General features: G+C 42.9%; 19 protein-coding genes, 1 pseudogene and 1 other annotated feature. Of the genes and pseudogenes, 14 read left to right on the top strand and 6 right to left on the bottom strand.

All coding sequences use genetic code 11. The features are described from left to right. Positions 1 to 5: 5 nt before the first annotated feature. Positions 6 to 785, bottom strand: a complete 780-nt coding sequence (locus ACN6MV_RS06515) for an alpha/beta fold hydrolase (protein WP_419885956.1) — start codon at positions 783 to 785, stop codon at positions 6 to 8. A 197-nt stretch (positions 786 to 982) separates the two neighbouring features. Then, positions 983 to 1,217 (top strand) — a binding site (T-box leader). 56 nt (positions 1,218 to 1,273) lie between these two features. Here ACN6MV_RS06515 and ACN6MV_RS06520 point away from each other — a divergent pair. Continuing rightward, positions 1,274 to 1,396: a hypothetical protein gene (locus tag ACN6MV_RS06520; protein WP_419885957.1), complete on the top strand. Its 123-nt coding sequence runs from the start codon at positions 1,274 to 1,276 to the stop codon at positions 1,394 to 1,396. Between the two features lie 81 nt (positions 1,397 to 1,477). Beyond that, complete coding sequence (locus tag ACN6MV_RS06525; protein ID WP_419885958.1) at positions 1,478 to 2,344, top strand: GNAT family N-acetyltransferase; 867 nt, start codon at positions 1,478 to 1,480, stop codon at positions 2,342 to 2,344. A gap of 262 nt (positions 2,345 to 2,606) precedes the next feature. Here ACN6MV_RS06525 and ACN6MV_RS06530 read toward each other — a convergent pair whose 3' ends face one another. After that, positions 2,607 to 3,701: a M24 family metallopeptidase gene (locus ACN6MV_RS06530; protein ID WP_042125000.1), complete on the bottom strand. Its 1,095-nt coding sequence runs from the start codon at positions 3,699 to 3,701 to the stop codon at positions 2,607 to 2,609. 293 nt (positions 3,702 to 3,994) lie between these two features. Between ACN6MV_RS06530 and ACN6MV_RS06535 the strand changes: the two genes are divergently transcribed. Together ACN6MV_RS06535 and ACN6MV_RS06540 are read left to right on the top strand one after the other, a co-directional pair. Next, positions 3,995 to 4,840, top strand: coding sequence for an SDR family oxidoreductase (locus ACN6MV_RS06535; RefSeq protein WP_419885959.1), 846 nt, complete (start codon positions 3,995 to 3,997; stop codon positions 4,838 to 4,840). Positions 4,841 to 4,861: 21 nt separating this feature from the next. Then, a complete protein-coding gene (locus ACN6MV_RS06540; protein WP_375105075.1) occupies positions 4,862 to 5,365 on the top strand; it encodes a GNAT family N-acetyltransferase in 504 nt (167 codons plus the stop codon). A gap of 18 nt (positions 5,366 to 5,383) precedes the next feature. Here the strand turns inward: ACN6MV_RS06540 and ACN6MV_RS06545 are convergent, their stop codons facing one another. Continuing rightward, a complete protein-coding gene (locus ACN6MV_RS06545) occupies positions 5,384 to 5,728 on the bottom strand; it encodes a winged helix-turn-helix transcriptional regulator (protein WP_042125006.1) in 345 nt (114 codons plus the stop codon). 91 nt (positions 5,729 to 5,819) lie between these two features. Here ACN6MV_RS06545 and ACN6MV_RS06550 point away from each other — a divergent pair, with 91 nt between their 5' ends. From ACN6MV_RS06550 to ACN6MV_RS06580, 7 genes are all read left to right on the top strand, one after another. Next, positions 5,820 to 6,080: a YqkE family protein gene (locus tag ACN6MV_RS06550; protein ID WP_042125008.1), complete on the top strand. Its 261-nt coding sequence runs from the start codon at positions 5,820 to 5,822 to the stop codon at positions 6,078 to 6,080. A gap of 232 nt (positions 6,081 to 6,312) precedes the next feature. Further along, positions 6,313 to 7,260, top strand: coding sequence for an ABC transporter permease (locus ACN6MV_RS06555; protein ID WP_042125010.1), 948 nt, complete (start codon positions 6,313 to 6,315; stop codon positions 7,258 to 7,260). Between the two features lie 2 nt (positions 7,261 to 7,262). Next, complete coding sequence (locus ACN6MV_RS06560) at positions 7,263 to 8,207, top strand: iron chelate uptake ABC transporter family permease subunit (RefSeq protein ID WP_042125012.1); 945 nt, start codon at positions 7,263 to 7,265, stop codon at positions 8,205 to 8,207. Continuing rightward, positions 8,201 to 8,956 carry an ABC transporter ATP-binding protein gene (locus ACN6MV_RS06565; protein ID WP_042125014.1) on the top strand — a complete coding sequence of 252 codons (756 nt, stop codon included), beginning with the start codon at positions 8,201 to 8,203 and terminating at the stop codon, positions 8,954 to 8,956. The genes ACN6MV_RS06560 and ACN6MV_RS06565 overlap by 7 nt, the downstream gene beginning before the upstream one ends. Positions 8,957 to 9,078: 122 nt before the next feature. After that, positions 9,079 to 10,071: a siderophore ABC transporter substrate-binding protein gene (locus ACN6MV_RS06570; protein WP_269321982.1), complete on the top strand. Its 993-nt coding sequence runs from the start codon at positions 9,079 to 9,081 to the stop codon at positions 10,069 to 10,071. Between the two features lie 198 nt (positions 10,072 to 10,269). Beyond that, positions 10,270 to 10,773, top strand: a complete 504-nt coding sequence (locus ACN6MV_RS06575) for a sigma-70 family RNA polymerase sigma factor (protein ID WP_042185661.1) — start codon at positions 10,270 to 10,272, stop codon at positions 10,771 to 10,773. Continuing rightward, a complete protein-coding gene (locus ACN6MV_RS06580; RefSeq protein ID WP_419885960.1) occupies positions 10,766 to 11,959 on the top strand; it encodes an anti-sigma factor in 1,194 nt (397 codons plus the stop codon). The genes ACN6MV_RS06575 and ACN6MV_RS06580 overlap by 8 nt, the downstream gene beginning before the upstream one ends. Positions 11,960 to 12,043: 84 nt before the next feature. Here the strand turns inward: ACN6MV_RS06580 and ACN6MV_RS06585 are convergent, their stop codons facing one another. Next, positions 12,044 to 12,193, bottom strand: a complete 150-nt coding sequence (locus ACN6MV_RS06585) for a hypothetical protein (protein WP_156114739.1) — start codon at positions 12,191 to 12,193, stop codon at positions 12,044 to 12,046. 14 nt (positions 12,194 to 12,207) lie between these two features. Further along, complete coding sequence (locus ACN6MV_RS06590) at positions 12,208 to 13,014, bottom strand: DNA-binding protein (protein ID WP_419885961.1); 807 nt, start codon at positions 13,012 to 13,014, stop codon at positions 12,208 to 12,210. Between the two features lie 355 nt (positions 13,015 to 13,369). On the opposite strand from ACN6MV_RS06590, the gene ACN6MV_RS06595 reads away from it, so the two are divergent. The 3 genes from ACN6MV_RS06595 (at position 13,370) to ACN6MV_RS06605 (ending at position 15,189) form a co-directional block, all read left to right on the top strand. Further along, complete coding sequence (locus tag ACN6MV_RS06595; protein ID WP_042125020.1) at positions 13,370 to 13,876, top strand: metallophosphoesterase family protein; 507 nt, start codon at positions 13,370 to 13,372, stop codon at positions 13,874 to 13,876. 103 nt (positions 13,877 to 13,979) lie between these two features. Next, a complete protein-coding gene (locus ACN6MV_RS06600) occupies positions 13,980 to 14,441 on the top strand; it encodes a GNAT family N-acetyltransferase (RefSeq protein WP_419885962.1) in 462 nt (153 codons plus the stop codon). A 37-nt stretch (positions 14,442 to 14,478) separates the two neighbouring features. Continuing rightward, positions 14,479 to 15,189, top strand: coding sequence for an HAD family hydrolase (locus tag ACN6MV_RS06605; protein ID WP_419885963.1), 711 nt, complete (start codon positions 14,479 to 14,481; stop codon positions 15,187 to 15,189). 79 nt (positions 15,190 to 15,268) lie between these two features. Here the strand turns inward: ACN6MV_RS06605 and ACN6MV_RS06610 are convergent. Continuing rightward, positions 15,269 to 15,433, bottom strand: a pseudogene (locus tag ACN6MV_RS06610) (RCC1-like domain-containing protein); the annotation flags it as partial. Positions 15,434 to 15,578 lie beyond the last annotated feature (145 nt).

Below are 15,578 nucleotides of genomic sequence, written 5' to 3' on the forward strand. Positions count from 1 at the left end.
AGGCGTTATGCAAAAGAAGATAATAGTGTGTTGAATCTATCACGCTCCTCCAAAAAAGGGCAATGGCTGCTGTATTGGAATGGAACTAATTGCGAATTTTTAATCAGCTTATTTGTTTCCTGAGCTTGGGTAAACGGAACGACTTTATCATGAATTCCATGAATAATTAATGTGGGTACATCGATCTGTCCAAGATCGTTGTAAACATTCTCGTCTCTTAGCGTGACCATAATGGCGGAAGTCGACCAATTCGCAGCTTGTAAACCCATTAGAAAGAACCATTCGGATTTCGGTTCAGAAATGTACTGAAAGAAAAAAAGCTCCGTTTGGTTTTGCAGCATTTTTGGACGGTCATTGTTTGTATCTTCGATAATTTTATTCGTAAATTCTTTTGGAACGCTTGATGGAGACGCAGCGTCGATTAGGACGAGTTTAGATACCCCGTACCCTTTATAACGAGCCATATAACGAATTGAGATCGCGCCTCCGGTAGAGTGTCCTGCCAGTGTTATGTTTTTTAGCTGTAACGCCTCGATGACCATACGAAGATCATCTGCTAATCTATCAAAACCGTAACCATCGAATGGTTTATCCGAATTGCCGTATCCTCTCCAGTCCATTCCGATACAACGATAACCGAGCTTAGGAAGGAAATTGAACTGATATTCGAACTGATTATGGTTTAGCGGCCATCCGTGAATAAAAAGTATCGTTTTATTTCCCTTCGGATTGATGTCCTCTATAAATACTTTTACGCCCGGTTCCACAGTAACGAAGTATCCCAAGAGTATCACCTCATTTTTAAAATGTACTTTCCCGTTAAGATATTCGCCCTAGGCAAGGTTAATGCCTAATTTCGGCGTCAAATTGGGGTTAGATAGTACGTAGAGATTTCTGCGGAATAGCAGTTCTTTTGGCAGTTGTTGTTTGAGTTATTGACACAATTTTGCAAATATCTTATATTGAGCTTAATTAATAATTACCAAATACGATGAAGAGGACAAGTAGATACGGAAATGCCGTTCAGGGAACTGCCGGTTGGTGCGAGGCAGCGGGTATCCGAATCGAAAAATCACCTCAGAGCTGGCCCCCGAATTATAGTAGATGGGCCCGGGATTCTACCGTTACAAAGAAGCATCGTTGTTGGACGATGGCTAAGTGGGCGTTTATTATAAACGTCAATCAGGGTGGTAACGCGGAGCAGCTCCGTCCCAAATGGGATGGGGTTTTTTTGCGTCTTCATAAATTAATTATTAAATTGGAGGGTTATCGAATGAGTAAATTGATGGCTACAGAACGTTTGACATTACGGCAAGTTGAAATTGATCATGCTGAAGCTTTGGGTAAGGAGTGGTGCAGTTCAACAGGCAGGGTTAAAGCGCAGGAGTGCTTTTGATAAATCAGTAAACCGTAAGAAAGAACGATTAGTTTCGAAAAATCCGGAAAAACGTTGAGCAGGTGAAAGGGGGATATTGTAATGCAATTCAAATTGTATACGGATGTGCATGAGTTTTACATTGATACCTATGATGTGCTGATGCGTCATGAAGCGCAAAATTTGATTCCTCTTGGCAATATCATAATTGGGCATGAAGGAAAAGACAAAACAGACTGGCGTGACCCTATAAATTGGCTTATGGCAACGATTTCGGATGCTAAGGGCATACAACTTACCGCCATAATGACACCGCCACACAATATTACGCTTTATGCAACGGACAACAAAATTAACCCAGAAGCTATAAACTGTCTGATAGATGGATTAAAAGATCGTGAAATTCCAGGTGTGACAACCGAAAAAACCTTGGCAGAGTATTTTGCCAAAGAATATACCTTGCGCAAGGGATTAACTATTAAAACAACCATGAGCCAACGTATATATGAACTTACGGCAGTAAATCCAGACATTCAAAAGGTTGGTATCGTTCGATTGCTGGATGAAAAGGATATTCACTTTTTCCCATACTGGGCTGAAGCATTTTATGCAGCGGCGAGTTATGGCAAAACAGAAATGTCCATCCCGCAAGATGCAGACCCTTACCTCTACCGAATAGCATCGAAAAAACTCTATATTTTAGAGGACAACGGGATACCCGTTTCTATGGCAGGATATACAAGGGTAATGCAGACGGCTATTGGCGTGGCATTTGTATATACCCCTCCATATGAGCGCAGTAAGGGTTATGCTACTTCAATTGTGGCGCAAATAAGCCAACTTGCATTGGATAAAGGATTTACTAAGTGCGTCTTATATACGGATTTAGCAAATCCCACATCTAATAGCATCTATCAAAAGATAGGCTATATGCCAATTTGTGATTCTCTCCAGTTAAAATTTGAATAGTAGAATGATGCGGACAGGCAAAGTCAACTAATGGAGATAACCAATATGCGGAAATGGCAGATGAAATGTTGAAAGGGATTATGGATTTGAAAGGGTCTGAATAAGTCGAGTATGGTGCGGGAAAAAGAGAAAGCCCATCACAGTAAGTTGAAAGTGATTCTTTTCCAACTTATTAGGGATGGGCTATCTTTGATTCTAATATTTTTCGGATACTCTTGGTATCAATATTGGGCTCATATGAACTACGGCTATATTTTCTTTTCTACAAATGAAGAATAGTCAGTTCCTTAGGGAAGCTTGTTAAGGTCTCCGCACCTTCAGCTGTAATAATCAGATCATCTTCGATACGCACACCTGCTAGTCCGGGTACATAAATCCCTGGCTCAACGGTGAACACGTTGCCGATTTCGATAATGTCATCGTTCTGTCCATGGAGTGATGGATATTCATGTACATCCATACCCAGTCCGTGTCCGACACGGTGCAAGAAATATTCTCCGAATCCGGCTTCTTCAATCACGTCACGTGCAGCTTTGTCGACAGAACCGAAAGGAGCTCCAGGATTGGAAGCAGCGATCCCAGCTTCGTTAGCAGCGAGCACGGTGTTGTAGATCGTGACAAGCTTGTCATCCACGGATTCAATAGCAAAGGTACGTGTAATATCGGAAGCATAACCATCAGCGTATACCCCGATATCAAACATCAGGAAGTCACCTGGCTGAATGACCCGGTTGCCTGGAACACCGTGAGGCAGGGCGGTTTTCGGACCAGAAAGCACCATGGTGTCAAAGGAAGGGCCAGAAGCGCCAACCTTTTTCATTAGATATTCTAGCTCAGCTACTAGATCGTTTTCTGTAACACCTGATTTTACATGGGTAAGCACGCGGCGCAAAGCTTCCTCAACTAGCTCAGCGGCATGCTTCATGCGCTTAACTTCATCCGGGGTCTTTTTGGAACGCATGCTGCGCAGCAATGGACCAATATCACTAAATCGTTCCGCTGGAACGGCAGCGGTTAAATGTTCAAAACGGGCTACTGAGAAATGTTCCTTCTCTATGCCAAGAGTACCTATCTTACTGCTGCCGAAACAATCCTTAAGCAGGATATAGGGATTATCAGTGTCACTGTGGGTTAGGAGTTTGGTGACTGAAGAAGCGGCTTGAGCTGCTTCCGCATCTAGTGCGGGTAGAATCAGCATAGGCTCCTCTCCACGTATCAACAGCAGACCCAGGAAGCGTTCATGCGGATCGCTGGCGAATCCGGTTAAGTAGTAGACATGTTTGGGATCTGTTACGAGGAGGGCATCAAGTCCTTCACTCGCCATTTGCTGCTCTAGGCTTGTCAGAGCGTTATTCATAGTTGGTATTCCCCTTTCAACTTCACGATTAGAACCGCAATATTCTTATTATAGATCAAAAATAGACTAGACGCACATGATGAACTACACCTATCGTTGGCTAATCACGACATCCCTATTCTAGAACTTAACCTTAAGCAGTAACGCATATTTGTTCATCTATACCATTAATCGTGAGATGTAGCTTTTCTTGAGACTACTAGTTGGTGTAACATAATCTTTAAATATACTTCTCGTAAGGTTAGGTGGAAGCTTATTGGGGTACGGTTGTTGAGAGAGGAGTGATTCTTGGGATGAAGGGTAAAATTGTACTTGTAACTGGAGCAAATTCCGGAATGGGGCTAGCGACGACAGTTGAACTGGCTCGCAAGGGAGCCAAAGTAATAATGGTATGCCGCAATCGCCAGCGAGGAGAAGAAGCGCTTGCTGCCGCTAAACAAAAGAGCCACTCCGAGGATATCGAGCTGATGTTGTGTGATCTGGCCTCGCTGGAGAGCATTCGTAGTTTTGCGGAGGAATTCACCCGGAAATATCCGATTCTAGATATACTCATCAATAACGCTGGGGTAGTCACGATTAAGCGTCAGCTTACGAAGGACGGCTTTGAGATGGATCTTGGTGTAAACCATTTGGGGCATTATCTGCTTACGAATCTGTTACTGGAGCCTTTAAAGGCAGCAGAGCAAGGCCGTATCGTTGTCGTTGCTTCCGGTGCTTACAAAATAGGTGCACTTCACTATGAAGATCCAACCCTCGATCGCCGTTTCAATCCCGCCAAAGCCTACGCTCGGTCCAAGCTAGCTAATATTTTGTTCACAAGGGAGCTGGCTTTGCGTCTTCATGGTACAAAGGTGACTGTGAATTGCGTACATCCAGGAGCAGTAGGCACGAATATCGGTGTGAACCGAGAGACGGGCTTCGGCAAGTCGATCCTTAAGCTGCTGTCATACTTCTTCTTAACACCCGAGCAAGGAGCCGATACAGCGATTTATTTGGCAACGGCACTTGAGCTTCGAGAAGTAACAGGACAATATTATTATCGACGAAAGATTAAGCAGCTGTCTCCCAGAGCGCAGAATAGACAAGAGGCGCAGCGGCTGTGGCTATGGAGCCAGGAGCAGGTCGGCCTAAGTAATTAACACATTTGGGGGAATCAAGGGATGAAATGGGAGAATAGCAGGATTGAAGATGCAACACCTGCAGACTTAGCAGCTATTGTGGAGATTTACAACTCAACGATTGCTGGACGGATGGTCACTGCGGATCTGGAACCAATTACTGTTGCAGACAGAGAAAAATGGTTCCTTGAACATAACAGCCATCATCGCCCTTTGTGGGTACTTAAGCAGGGGGATGAAATTGCGGCATGGTTCAGCTTTCAATCGTTCTACGGTCGTCCAGCGTATAATGCAACAGCAGAAATTAGTGTATACGTAAGTGAAAAGTTCCGTGGTGGTGGAGCCGGTAGAATTCTTCTTACAGAGGCTATTGAGAAAGCCCCTAGTCTTGGTATTAAGAACTTAGTTGGCTTTGTGTTTGGACATAATGATCCAAGCCTCGGCTTACTGAAGAAATTTGGTTTTGAAGAGTGGGGATTACTGCCTGGTGTGGCTGAACTGGATGGTATAGAACGTGATTTGGTGATCATAGGACTTAAAATCTAATAGCCACACTTGAAACGCTTACATTTCAAGTGTTGAGCCTACGTTATTTGTGTCACAATCAATCCATATTTTTGACCAACGCTGCAAATCTCGGATGACTGTTTCTAGGGCAAGTCCTTTATCCGTTAAGGAATATTGGATTCGCACAGGTGTCTCAGGGAATACTTCTCGAAGAACGATTCCTTCCAGTTCCAGCTCTTTAAGCCGTTCGGAGAGTAACCTTCCGCTGATGGGCAAAGCTGCTTCAATCACATTGAAACGTTGTGGTCCTTGGAGGAGCTGGTAGATGATCAAACCTGTCCAACGCCTGCCGATAATATCCATACTTTTTTGTAGTTGGGGACATAAATCAGTGGACTTCATATGGCTCACCTCTTAGTGAACATTATAAACGAAAAGACCAATAATTTAAACGAATTCCAAATTAATTCATTACTAGAAGGGATGATTGACAGTGGCTAAAAAAAAGAAAATGCCTACCACTCCGCGTCCTGCTGCGACCGATGCACCAGCTACGCTAAAAGACCTGTTGAGCAGTGATGTTCTTGGAAAGCTGAAGGCGCAATCTGATGCGTTGAAAGCGGAAGAGAATGACCGCAAGGAAGCTGCTCGTAAAGCGGTTGAAGATCAGCGAAAAGCTGAGCAAAAGCGGCTTGAGAATGATTTTGCACATCTGTTGGAGAACAGTAGTCAGGATTGGCACAAGTATAAATAACTGCTATAGCTAGCGGAAATAGATCATGTGATAAAGAGATGCCTATTAGGGTGTCTCTTTTTTAATGTAATTTATAAAATTCAATTGTTTTAAATTTTACTATACGAAAGGGTTGACCCTCAAAGTGGGCTTAGGTATAATCGAACATAGTGCAAATGAAAATCATTATCAATACCGATAATATCATCTATTTCTCAAACTATTTAACTATTAAACAGATAAGGAACAACTCATGAAACTAAAATATTTGTCCCTACTTCTAATAGTATTCTCATTTATATCTTTGTTTATAGGCGTAAAAGATATTTCACCTTTGGATCTTTTTTCGCTTACGGAATCTCAGATGCAGACTCTGCTAGTCAGCCGGATTCCACGCTTAGCTGCACTGATTATAGCTGGTGTAAGCATGAGTATTGCCGGATTAATTATGCAGCAATTATCACGAAATAAATTCGTTTCTCCCACTACGGCGGGCACGATGGATTCCGCGAAATTCGGTATTCTCGTGTCCCTGATGCTGTTCACAGGGGCGACGCCGATGCAGAAGCTGCTCGTTGCTTTTGTTTTTGCCCTATTGGGAACATTTATATTTATGAGAATCTTGGATCGGATCAAGTTCAAGGATAGTATTTTCATCCCGCTGGTCGGACTCATGTTCGGGAACATTGTAGGCTCGATTACTACATTTTTTGCTTACAAAAATGATTTGGTTCAGAATATCTCGTCTTGGATGCTTGGCGATTTCTCAACGATTATTAAGGGTCAATACGAATTAATCTATATCAGTATTCCGCTTGTTATTCTCGCGTATGTTTTCGCCAATAAGTTCACCGTTGCCGGTATGGGGGAGGATTTCTCCGTTAATCTCGGTATGAACTACAAAGCGGTTGTGAACGTAGGATTGGTGATTGTAGCGTTAATCTCTTCAGTAGTTATTTTAACCGTAGGTACAATTCCTTTCCTAGGTCTTGTTGTACCTAACATAGTAACGCTATACATAGGCGATAACTTGAAAAAAAATCTGGCGCATACTGCCATTCTCGGTGCGGTGTTCCTCCTGTTCTGTGATATTCTGGGCAGGCTCATTATATATCCATACGAAATATCAATCAGTCTCACGGTAGGCGTCATCGGAAGTGGTCTGTTTATCTACTTGCTGATGAGAAGAAAGGCGAATTAGTGATGAAGACGAAACTAACTATATTATCCTTAAGCGCTGTTGCTCTCATCGTCTTGTTTATGACCTATCATGTTATGGGCAATTGGGATTATGTTCTACCCAGTCGGGGGAGAAAGCTGGCGGCCATTTTAATTACCGGAGCGGTGATAGCTGTCTCTACCGTAGTTTTTCAGAGCATTACGAACAATCGGATTTTGACACCTAGTATTCTGGGGCTAGACTCTTTGTACATGTTGATCCAGACGTTCGGTGTATACGCCCTAGGCTCATCAAATATGACGTTTATGAATAAAAATGTGAATTTCTTGTTCTCAGCTTGTATCATGGTTCTGTTCTCAGGTGTGCTGTATAAGCTAATGTTCCGAAGAGAGGGTCAAAACATATACTTCCTGCTGCTCGTAGGACTTATTATGGGGACGATGTTCCAGAGTGCATCTTCTTTTATGGAAGTGCTCATTGATCCGAATGAATTCCTGATTCTGCAAGGAAAAATGTTCGCCAGCTTCAACAACGTCAGCAGTGATCTACTGATATTGTCTACAGTTGTTCTAGCGTTAACTACGCTGTATTTCATGCGATTTGTGAAGTATTTAGATGTTATTTCTTTAGGGAAAGATGAAGCCATTAACTTAGGAATCAATTATGACTATGTAGTCAAAAGGCTGTTAGTAATTGTATCCATCTACGTTTCAATATCAACGGCTTTAGTGGGGCCGATCACTTTCTTGGGTTTACTAGTAGCCAATGTGGGGCATCAGTTGTTCCGTACGTATAAGCATTCCTATCTGATTCCCGGCACGATTTTGCTAAGCATTATTGCTCTTGTCGGGGGACAGTTTCTAGTTGAACGTGTGTTTGGATTCACTACTACGGTTAGTGTAATCATTAATTTTGCAGGTGGCGTCTACTTTGTCTATCTGCTGTTAAAGGAGAATAAGTCGTGGTAGAAGTTAAGCATGTAAGCAAGCGTTATGGCGGAGTAACCGTTGTTGATGATGTGTCTTTAACCATTAAAAAGGGTGCAATCACCTCGTTTATCGGCCCTAACGGAGCTGGTAAAAGCACGTTGCTCTCCATGATCAGTAGACTTATCTCTAAAGACGCAGGAGAAGTACTGATTGAAGGGAAGGAAATTGGCAGCTGTAAGAGTAATGAACTTGCTCGTAAAATATCGGTGCTAAAGCAGTCCAATCATATCAGCGTACGCCTCACCGTGAAGGAACTTGTTTCTTTCGGAAGGTTCCCTTATTCACAAGGGAAGCTCACACCTGAGGATCGAGCGTTCGTTGACGAAGCGATTGCTTACATGGACCTTCAAGAGATGCAGGATAAATATATTGATCAGCTTAGTGGTGGACAACGTCAGAGAGCGTATATTGCGATGGTTATGGCTCAGGACACTGAGTATATTTTGCTCGATGAACCACTCAACAATCTGGATATGAAGCATTCTGTACAAATTATGAAGGTGTTACGCCGATTGGTAGAAGAGAAGGGCAAGACGATTGTGCTCGTCATTCATGATATTAATTTCGCTTCTTGTTACTCTGACTACATTGTAGCGCTCAAGAATGGGCGGGTAGCTTCATCGGGTACGGTGGATGAAATTATTGATACTGTAGTGCTTAGGGATGTATATGACATGGATATCCCTATAGAAACAATAGGTGGTCGTAAAATTGGTGTCTATTTTTAAACAAGACGCCGTTTATATTCGGAAATTATTATGACGTAACGCTAGAAGTGATAGGCGCCAGCTTCTTGACGAATACGCGAATAATTCAAATAGCTTGACTATAAATTATAGGGGTGAATATTTTGAAGAAGAACGTATCTTTACTAATCATGACAGTGTTTCTTGCCGTAATCTTGGCGGCCTGTGGCTCCAATAATGCAGCAACTTCAGATAATAATACAGCAGCGGCAGGCAATACAGAGGCTACTACTGCACCGAATACAGAATCCAAAGAGCTTACTATTAAGCATGAACTTGGAGAAATTACGATTAAGAGTAACCCGCAGAAAGTCGTTGTATTTGACTTCGGTACACTCGATACTTTGGATAAACTGGGCGTAGAGGTGACTGGAGTGCCTCAAAGCAATGTACCCTCTTATCTCTCTAAATATAGCGATGCCAAATATGAGAATGTCGGTGGTTTGAAAGAGCCTGACTTCGAAAAAATAAATAGTCTTTCTCCTGATCTGATCATCATTTCCGGCAGACAGCAAGATTCTTATGATGAATTCAGCAAAATTGCACCTACATTGTACGTTGCTGTAGATAATGCGAATTACATGGAATCCTTCACGAAAAATGTGAAGACGCTGGGCCAAATTTTTGGCAAGGAAGCTGAAGTAGAAGCTGAGCTTGCGACTATTACTGACTCCGTTAAAGCTCTGAATGAGAAAGCTAAAGCCGATGGTAAAAAATCTCTTATTATTCTTGCCAATGAAGGAAAAATCAGTGCTTATGGTTCAGGTTCACGTTTTGGTATTATCCATGATGTATTCGGATTTGCTCAAGCGGATGATAAAATCGAAGTATCCACTCATGGTCAAAGCGTATCGTACGAATATGTAGCCGACAAGAATCCGGATTATCTGTTCGTAGTAGATAGAGATGCAGCTGTGAAGAGTGATGGCAGCAAATCCGGTTCAGCGAAGGATGCAGTTGAGAACGATCTCGTGAAGAACACAAATGCTTTTAAAAACGGTAAAATCATTTACCTTGATCCTAACTACTGGTACTTGTCCGGTGGCGGTTTAATCTCTGTTAGTGAAATGCTCAAAGAAGTTGAGGTTGTTCTGTAAGCAGAGTAACCTGGAGAATTGAACGATCAATAAATATTCCGATGATTATTAAAAAGCCTGTTGGCAGGAGTAAACCTCCTTGTCAGCGGGCTTTTTTTTCGCATTCTTCCATAGAATAACTGGTATATTCATACTAGTTGTTGAATTTAACTGTAACTTTTTATGTTGGCATACGTGGTTAGGTTAAGGGGGGAGTGCATGAAGCGAAATTCACTGGATGAAATATATCAGATGTATGTGATGGATATTTACCGCTATTTGCGCTCCCTTTGTGGTGATCATCACGCGGCCGAAGATTTAATGCAGGAGACCTTTTACCGTGCTTATTTATATTTGGAGGATTGTAAAGACGAGAAGATTAAGCCGTGGTTGTTCCGTGTCGCGTACAATGCCTTCGTAGATTATAAGCGGAAGGAAGGACGCAGTACTGTTCAGAGTGAGGATTTTTTTAAACAGCTCGCCCATCCAGATACCACGGAAAGCACGCTGCTTCGGCAGGAACGTTGGGAAGAGATGAGGATTGCGATAGGTGAGCTACCGGACAATCAGAGGCATGCACTGCTACTACATGATTTTCATGGTCTTAGTTATCTGGAAGCATCGGACATTATGAATGTGGGCCTGTCCCAATATAAGATATTGATCTTTCGAGCCAGACAGAAGCTGCGTGAAGCGGAACGGAGGAGGAATGAGCATGAGTGAGGAATTCAAGGAGAAATTAAAAAGGTATGGAGAAGGTACTCTTCCTGGCGAGGATAGAGATGAAGTGGAGCGGGAGTTAGAGAAGATGGAAGCTTATCAGGCTTATCTGGATGAACTGATGGGTGAAGAAGAGCGGGCTTCAAGTGAGGATAAGAACATAAAATTCGGCAAGGGTAAAAAAAACAGACCTGGCAAGGAAAAAAAGATCATCCGCTGGGGTAAATGGAGAGCTCGGATTTCGAATACTTTAACGGTAATTTCTGCGTTTTTAATTTTCTTGATTATCAGCAGTGTCATCACTGCGATATTTTATAGCACTGGAGAAAGAGGAGAGACTTATAGTGATGTTGTTTCTTCCGCTATTGCTGTCTCACAGCCGAATACGATTGTACATTTGAGTAGTGGTACCGGTCCATTTTTTAGCATGAATCTGACAAGTAAGATAGAGAAACAAGTGGGAGATGAACAAATTACTGTCGGGGATTATTCCATGAAGCTTTTATTTGGATGGGCTAGACTCTACAACTATTCATGGACGGATGATAGTAGAAGTGTAGGTTATTATTTTGTGTATCCACAGGAGAATCAATCTGCGACAAACAGTATGGATAACAGTAATGAGTGGGAGAGATTGGAGAAGCTGCCGGAAGGAACAGTAGCGGAAGCGTACTTATCTTTTGATCAATTTTTTACGACAGATGAGCTGTTGAAGAAGTTTGAGCCTAAGAATCTTCAGCCTTTGTGGTTTGCGGCAGATACAGGTCCACGGACACGACAGCCAGTAGTTAATGATCCATTAGGTTTTCCATATATGCCAATTTGGCATGCGGATGATATGAAAGTGACGCAGGAATCGAGGGAGAAGCGAGGATGGTTTGGAGGGGTGACTAGCCGTTCGAGTGTTTCTCCATCTGTTGAGTCGTATGGGGATGGTGAACTGCGTAATGCGAACTTCCTCAAGACGCTGCACTTGATGCAAGAGCATAAATCAATCGCGGACAGGGTAATTCCGTTTATTGATTTGGATGATTCCATTAGTTATTTGGAGAAGAACGGAGTTAGGCTATATGGAGCTGTAGTAACCGGTCCGGTGAAAGAATTGCTTAAGCTGAAGGAAGAAACATGGGTCAGCGATTTGCATGTGGGGGAAGTAAGACTATGGAATTGGCAGGATCGAGAGTCCTAATGGTGCTGGAACAAAATTTAATTAATGAACATATCAAACGAGCCCCTGCTTAGGTTGCAGGGGCTCGTCCAATTATTGATTTAATTAATGGTCTACCCCATGGCTCATAGGGGCGATGCCGCCGCTTGGAATCTTGGCCGTGGCGGTGAAGTCTCCGTCGGCGCTAACTATCGCACCATTAACACTTAGCAAAGCAACCAGAATCAAGGCTAGCATAGATACTTTTTTCTTCATTTTTAAAATCCTCCCTAGACTAGTATTTGTTCCATCAACCCGAGGTACTTGTCCAACTGCTCTGGGGTTGTCTGATTCCGGAGTTTCTCAAAGAGAGCCGCTGACTTGCGGAACCCCGTATCATCTTTAAACTTAACGGATGATGCCATAGCATATGAAAGCATATTTATAGCGTCATATATGTTCCCATTTAAGGAATAATATTTTGCCTTTAAGTAAATGAAATCTAAGTAATAACGAATATTCCTATTTGTTTCGTAGTATTCCTCCATCGACTCGATCTGCTCTTTGAACTCGATCAGCACCTCATCGACGTTGTACTCATGCTTGATCGCGGACTCCAGAATATGTGTCATGCCTGGCAAGAGCTCTTCGTTGTTATGCCGCAGGAAAACCAGATAATCCGGTAGAACTTCTGTGTTCCCCTCGTTCAGATCAATCACATATCGGTTAGCTCGGGCAATTTCACTATAATATTCAACCTCTGCCCAGCCGCCTGCGTCCATATCGTTAATCCATCCCAATTCCTCATACTTCGAGATGCACACTCTAGCCTCGTCATACCGGCCCATCTTCTCAAGCGCAATCCCTTTCAAACACATTGAAAATCCGAAGTAATAGACGATGCTGCGTTTTAACCCGAAGTCGCTCTCCTTCTGCCCGTCGGTGCTCTCCCGCTGATTTATGCTGTAGAAGTGATTAATCTCGCTGTATAGTTTATCGGCGATTTGGAGGATACCGTCCCAGTTTTCAAGGGTAAATGACGCCTTAAGCATCTGAACCAGTGAATCAGCATTGATCCCGTTAAGATCCAACTCCAAAATGATCCATCCTTCCGTCAAAAGTAACAAGCTGTTTCCGTAATATTCAACATTAAACAAATTATGGGTTTGTCTATAAGATCATTGTTTCTTATTTCGCAATTGGAAGTATATGAACTATATCACAAATTGTGGGAAGTTGATGTTAGGAATTAAAGATTGTAAAAGAGAGGCAGTCAGACAATTTTCAAATCGAGAATAGAACTTTCTTCTTGTTCACTTACTCCAGCAAGGGAGCGGAAGAAGTCACAGAACTTGCTTCTCGCTTAAGCAAATCGTACAATTATTTGAATATTAGATTTATGGATATGTGCGATAACAAAAGTTGAGTATGGTAGATTAGGAGATGAGATTAATGAAAGTAGGAGTCGTATCTGATACACATATGTCAAGAATGGCTAAGTCTCTGCCAAAGGCGCTGATTGCAGAGTTTCAAAATGTGGATTTAATCCTACATTTGGGTGATTGGGTGAGTATGGGGATCTATGATTTACTGACGAAATTAGCACCGGTAGAGGGTATTGCCGGAAATAATGATGGCGATGAGATCATTGAACGTTTCGGAGAACGCAAGATTATTACTCTTGAGGGAATCCGAATCGGAATGGTTCATGGACATACGCCGCATTCTCGCAAAGGAACGGATGGAAATGCCCTGCTTGCTTTTGCGAATGATGAGGTGGATTGTATTCTCTTTGGTCATTCACATCAGCCCTTGCTAAGAGAGGAGAATGGTATCCTGCTATTTAATCCAGGTTCTCCTACAGATAAGCGGCGTGAGAAATTGTATTCTTTCGGAATTTTAGATATCGAAGCGGGTAAAGTTAGTGCCCGGCATGTGTTCTACGATTCAAAGGAATAAGGCTCAATTGTCCAAATCATTCGGCGTTCTCTCCATGGTGAACGGCTCGGTAACCATTTACAATGAGGTTAAAACGGGCGAAGCCGGAAAGTGAGCGCTGAGGATGAATAACTATCGTATAGAACGAGTGGTTCTGGATGATTTAGAACGGCTCATCCCATTATTTGATGAGTATCGAGTATTTTATGGAGCAGCCTCAGATCGGGAAGGTGCACGCGCCTTCTTAGCTGACAGGCTAAAGCTGAATGAATCTGTGATCCTTATGGTGGTTGAGGGGGGAGGCGATGAGAAACGCGCGCGGGGCTTCACACAGCTCTATCCTTCTTTTTCATCGGTTACGATGGAGCGCCTCTGGATACTGAATGATTTGTTTGTTACTGAGGGACTGCGAGGGCATGGCCTAGGTTCCAAACTGCTGGACAGTGCTAGAGACCATGCCCTCTCTACGAATACGAAGGGCTTGTCCTTGACAACGATGACAGTGAATGTGGGTGCGCAGCGGTTGTATGAAGCGCATGGATACCTTCGAGATGATGAATTTTATACCTATAACCTTTTTTTCTGAAGATAGCTAGAGAGAAAGATGAGTAAGGGGCGTTAAAGTGGAAACAAGTCATAAGTTGGCAATCTTTTTTGATCTCGATGATACATTATATGATCATCTGGTTCCTTTTAAAGAAGCAGTGCGTGAAGTGCTCCGCCCAGATGAGAATTGTCTGGACTTTGCGGAATTATTCTATAAAGTGAGACATCATAGTGATGTATTATGGCCGATGTATTTGCGCGGTGAGATTCCGCTTGAAGAGACAAGAGTGCGGCGGTTGGAGCTTGCTTTTGCAGAGTATGGGTTACAGATTGATCGTGACCAAGCTTCGGCGGTACAAGCGGCATATATTGGACGACAATACACTATTCAAATGATTGATGGCGTGCGTGAGCACCTTGAACGGTTCATTGCGGACGGTCATAAGGTAGGCATTATTACGAATGGACCGAAGGATCATCAGATGAATAAGATTGTGGGATTAGGGTTAGATCAGATTATTCCCGAGGATATGATTTTTATTTCTGATGCTGTAGGTCTTGCTAAACCGGATCCGGAAATATTCGTGCACGTAAACCAAAAGTCAGGCACTTTGGCGGAGAACTCGCTTTATATAGGGGATACTTGGGCTAATGATGTAGTTGGAGCGCTTGCGGCTGGATGGAAGGTTTGTTGGTACAATCCGAGAGGCAGACAACCGGCTACGGATCATAAACCTAGTTATATTTTTACTAACTATAAGGAATTTGGCAAGCTTCCTTTTGTGTAAGAGGAGGTACAAAACATAAGCCATGCGAGAGGAATCGGCGCATGGCTTTCATTATTTTATGAATTAATAAATTTGAAAACTAATTTCTTGGTAGTTGGATGCCTTGCCAGCTGTGTACATCGCATTGACCCTGTTCATTATTACCCACAGCAACCACCGTGCCGTCCGATTTAAGCCCGATGGTATGAGCATTACCCGTATGAGCATTACCCGCCGCAACCGCCATAATATCGCGCCAGCCGCTATGGAAGGTAGGGGTCTCACAAGGTTCATGAATTTCGCTCCTTTGTTGATGTAGATGTTTCCGAGGTTTAACTGTATTAAACCATAGTTCTTTCTTGTTCGTATGTTTAACTGAGAGAGAGGCGTCCTTCTCGCTGCTCCTAGTC

Origin of the sequence: Paenibacillus sp. B-A-8, assembly GCF_048572915.1 — a bacterium.
GTDB lineage: Bacteria > Bacillota > Bacilli > Paenibacillales > Paenibacillaceae > Paenibacillus_AQ.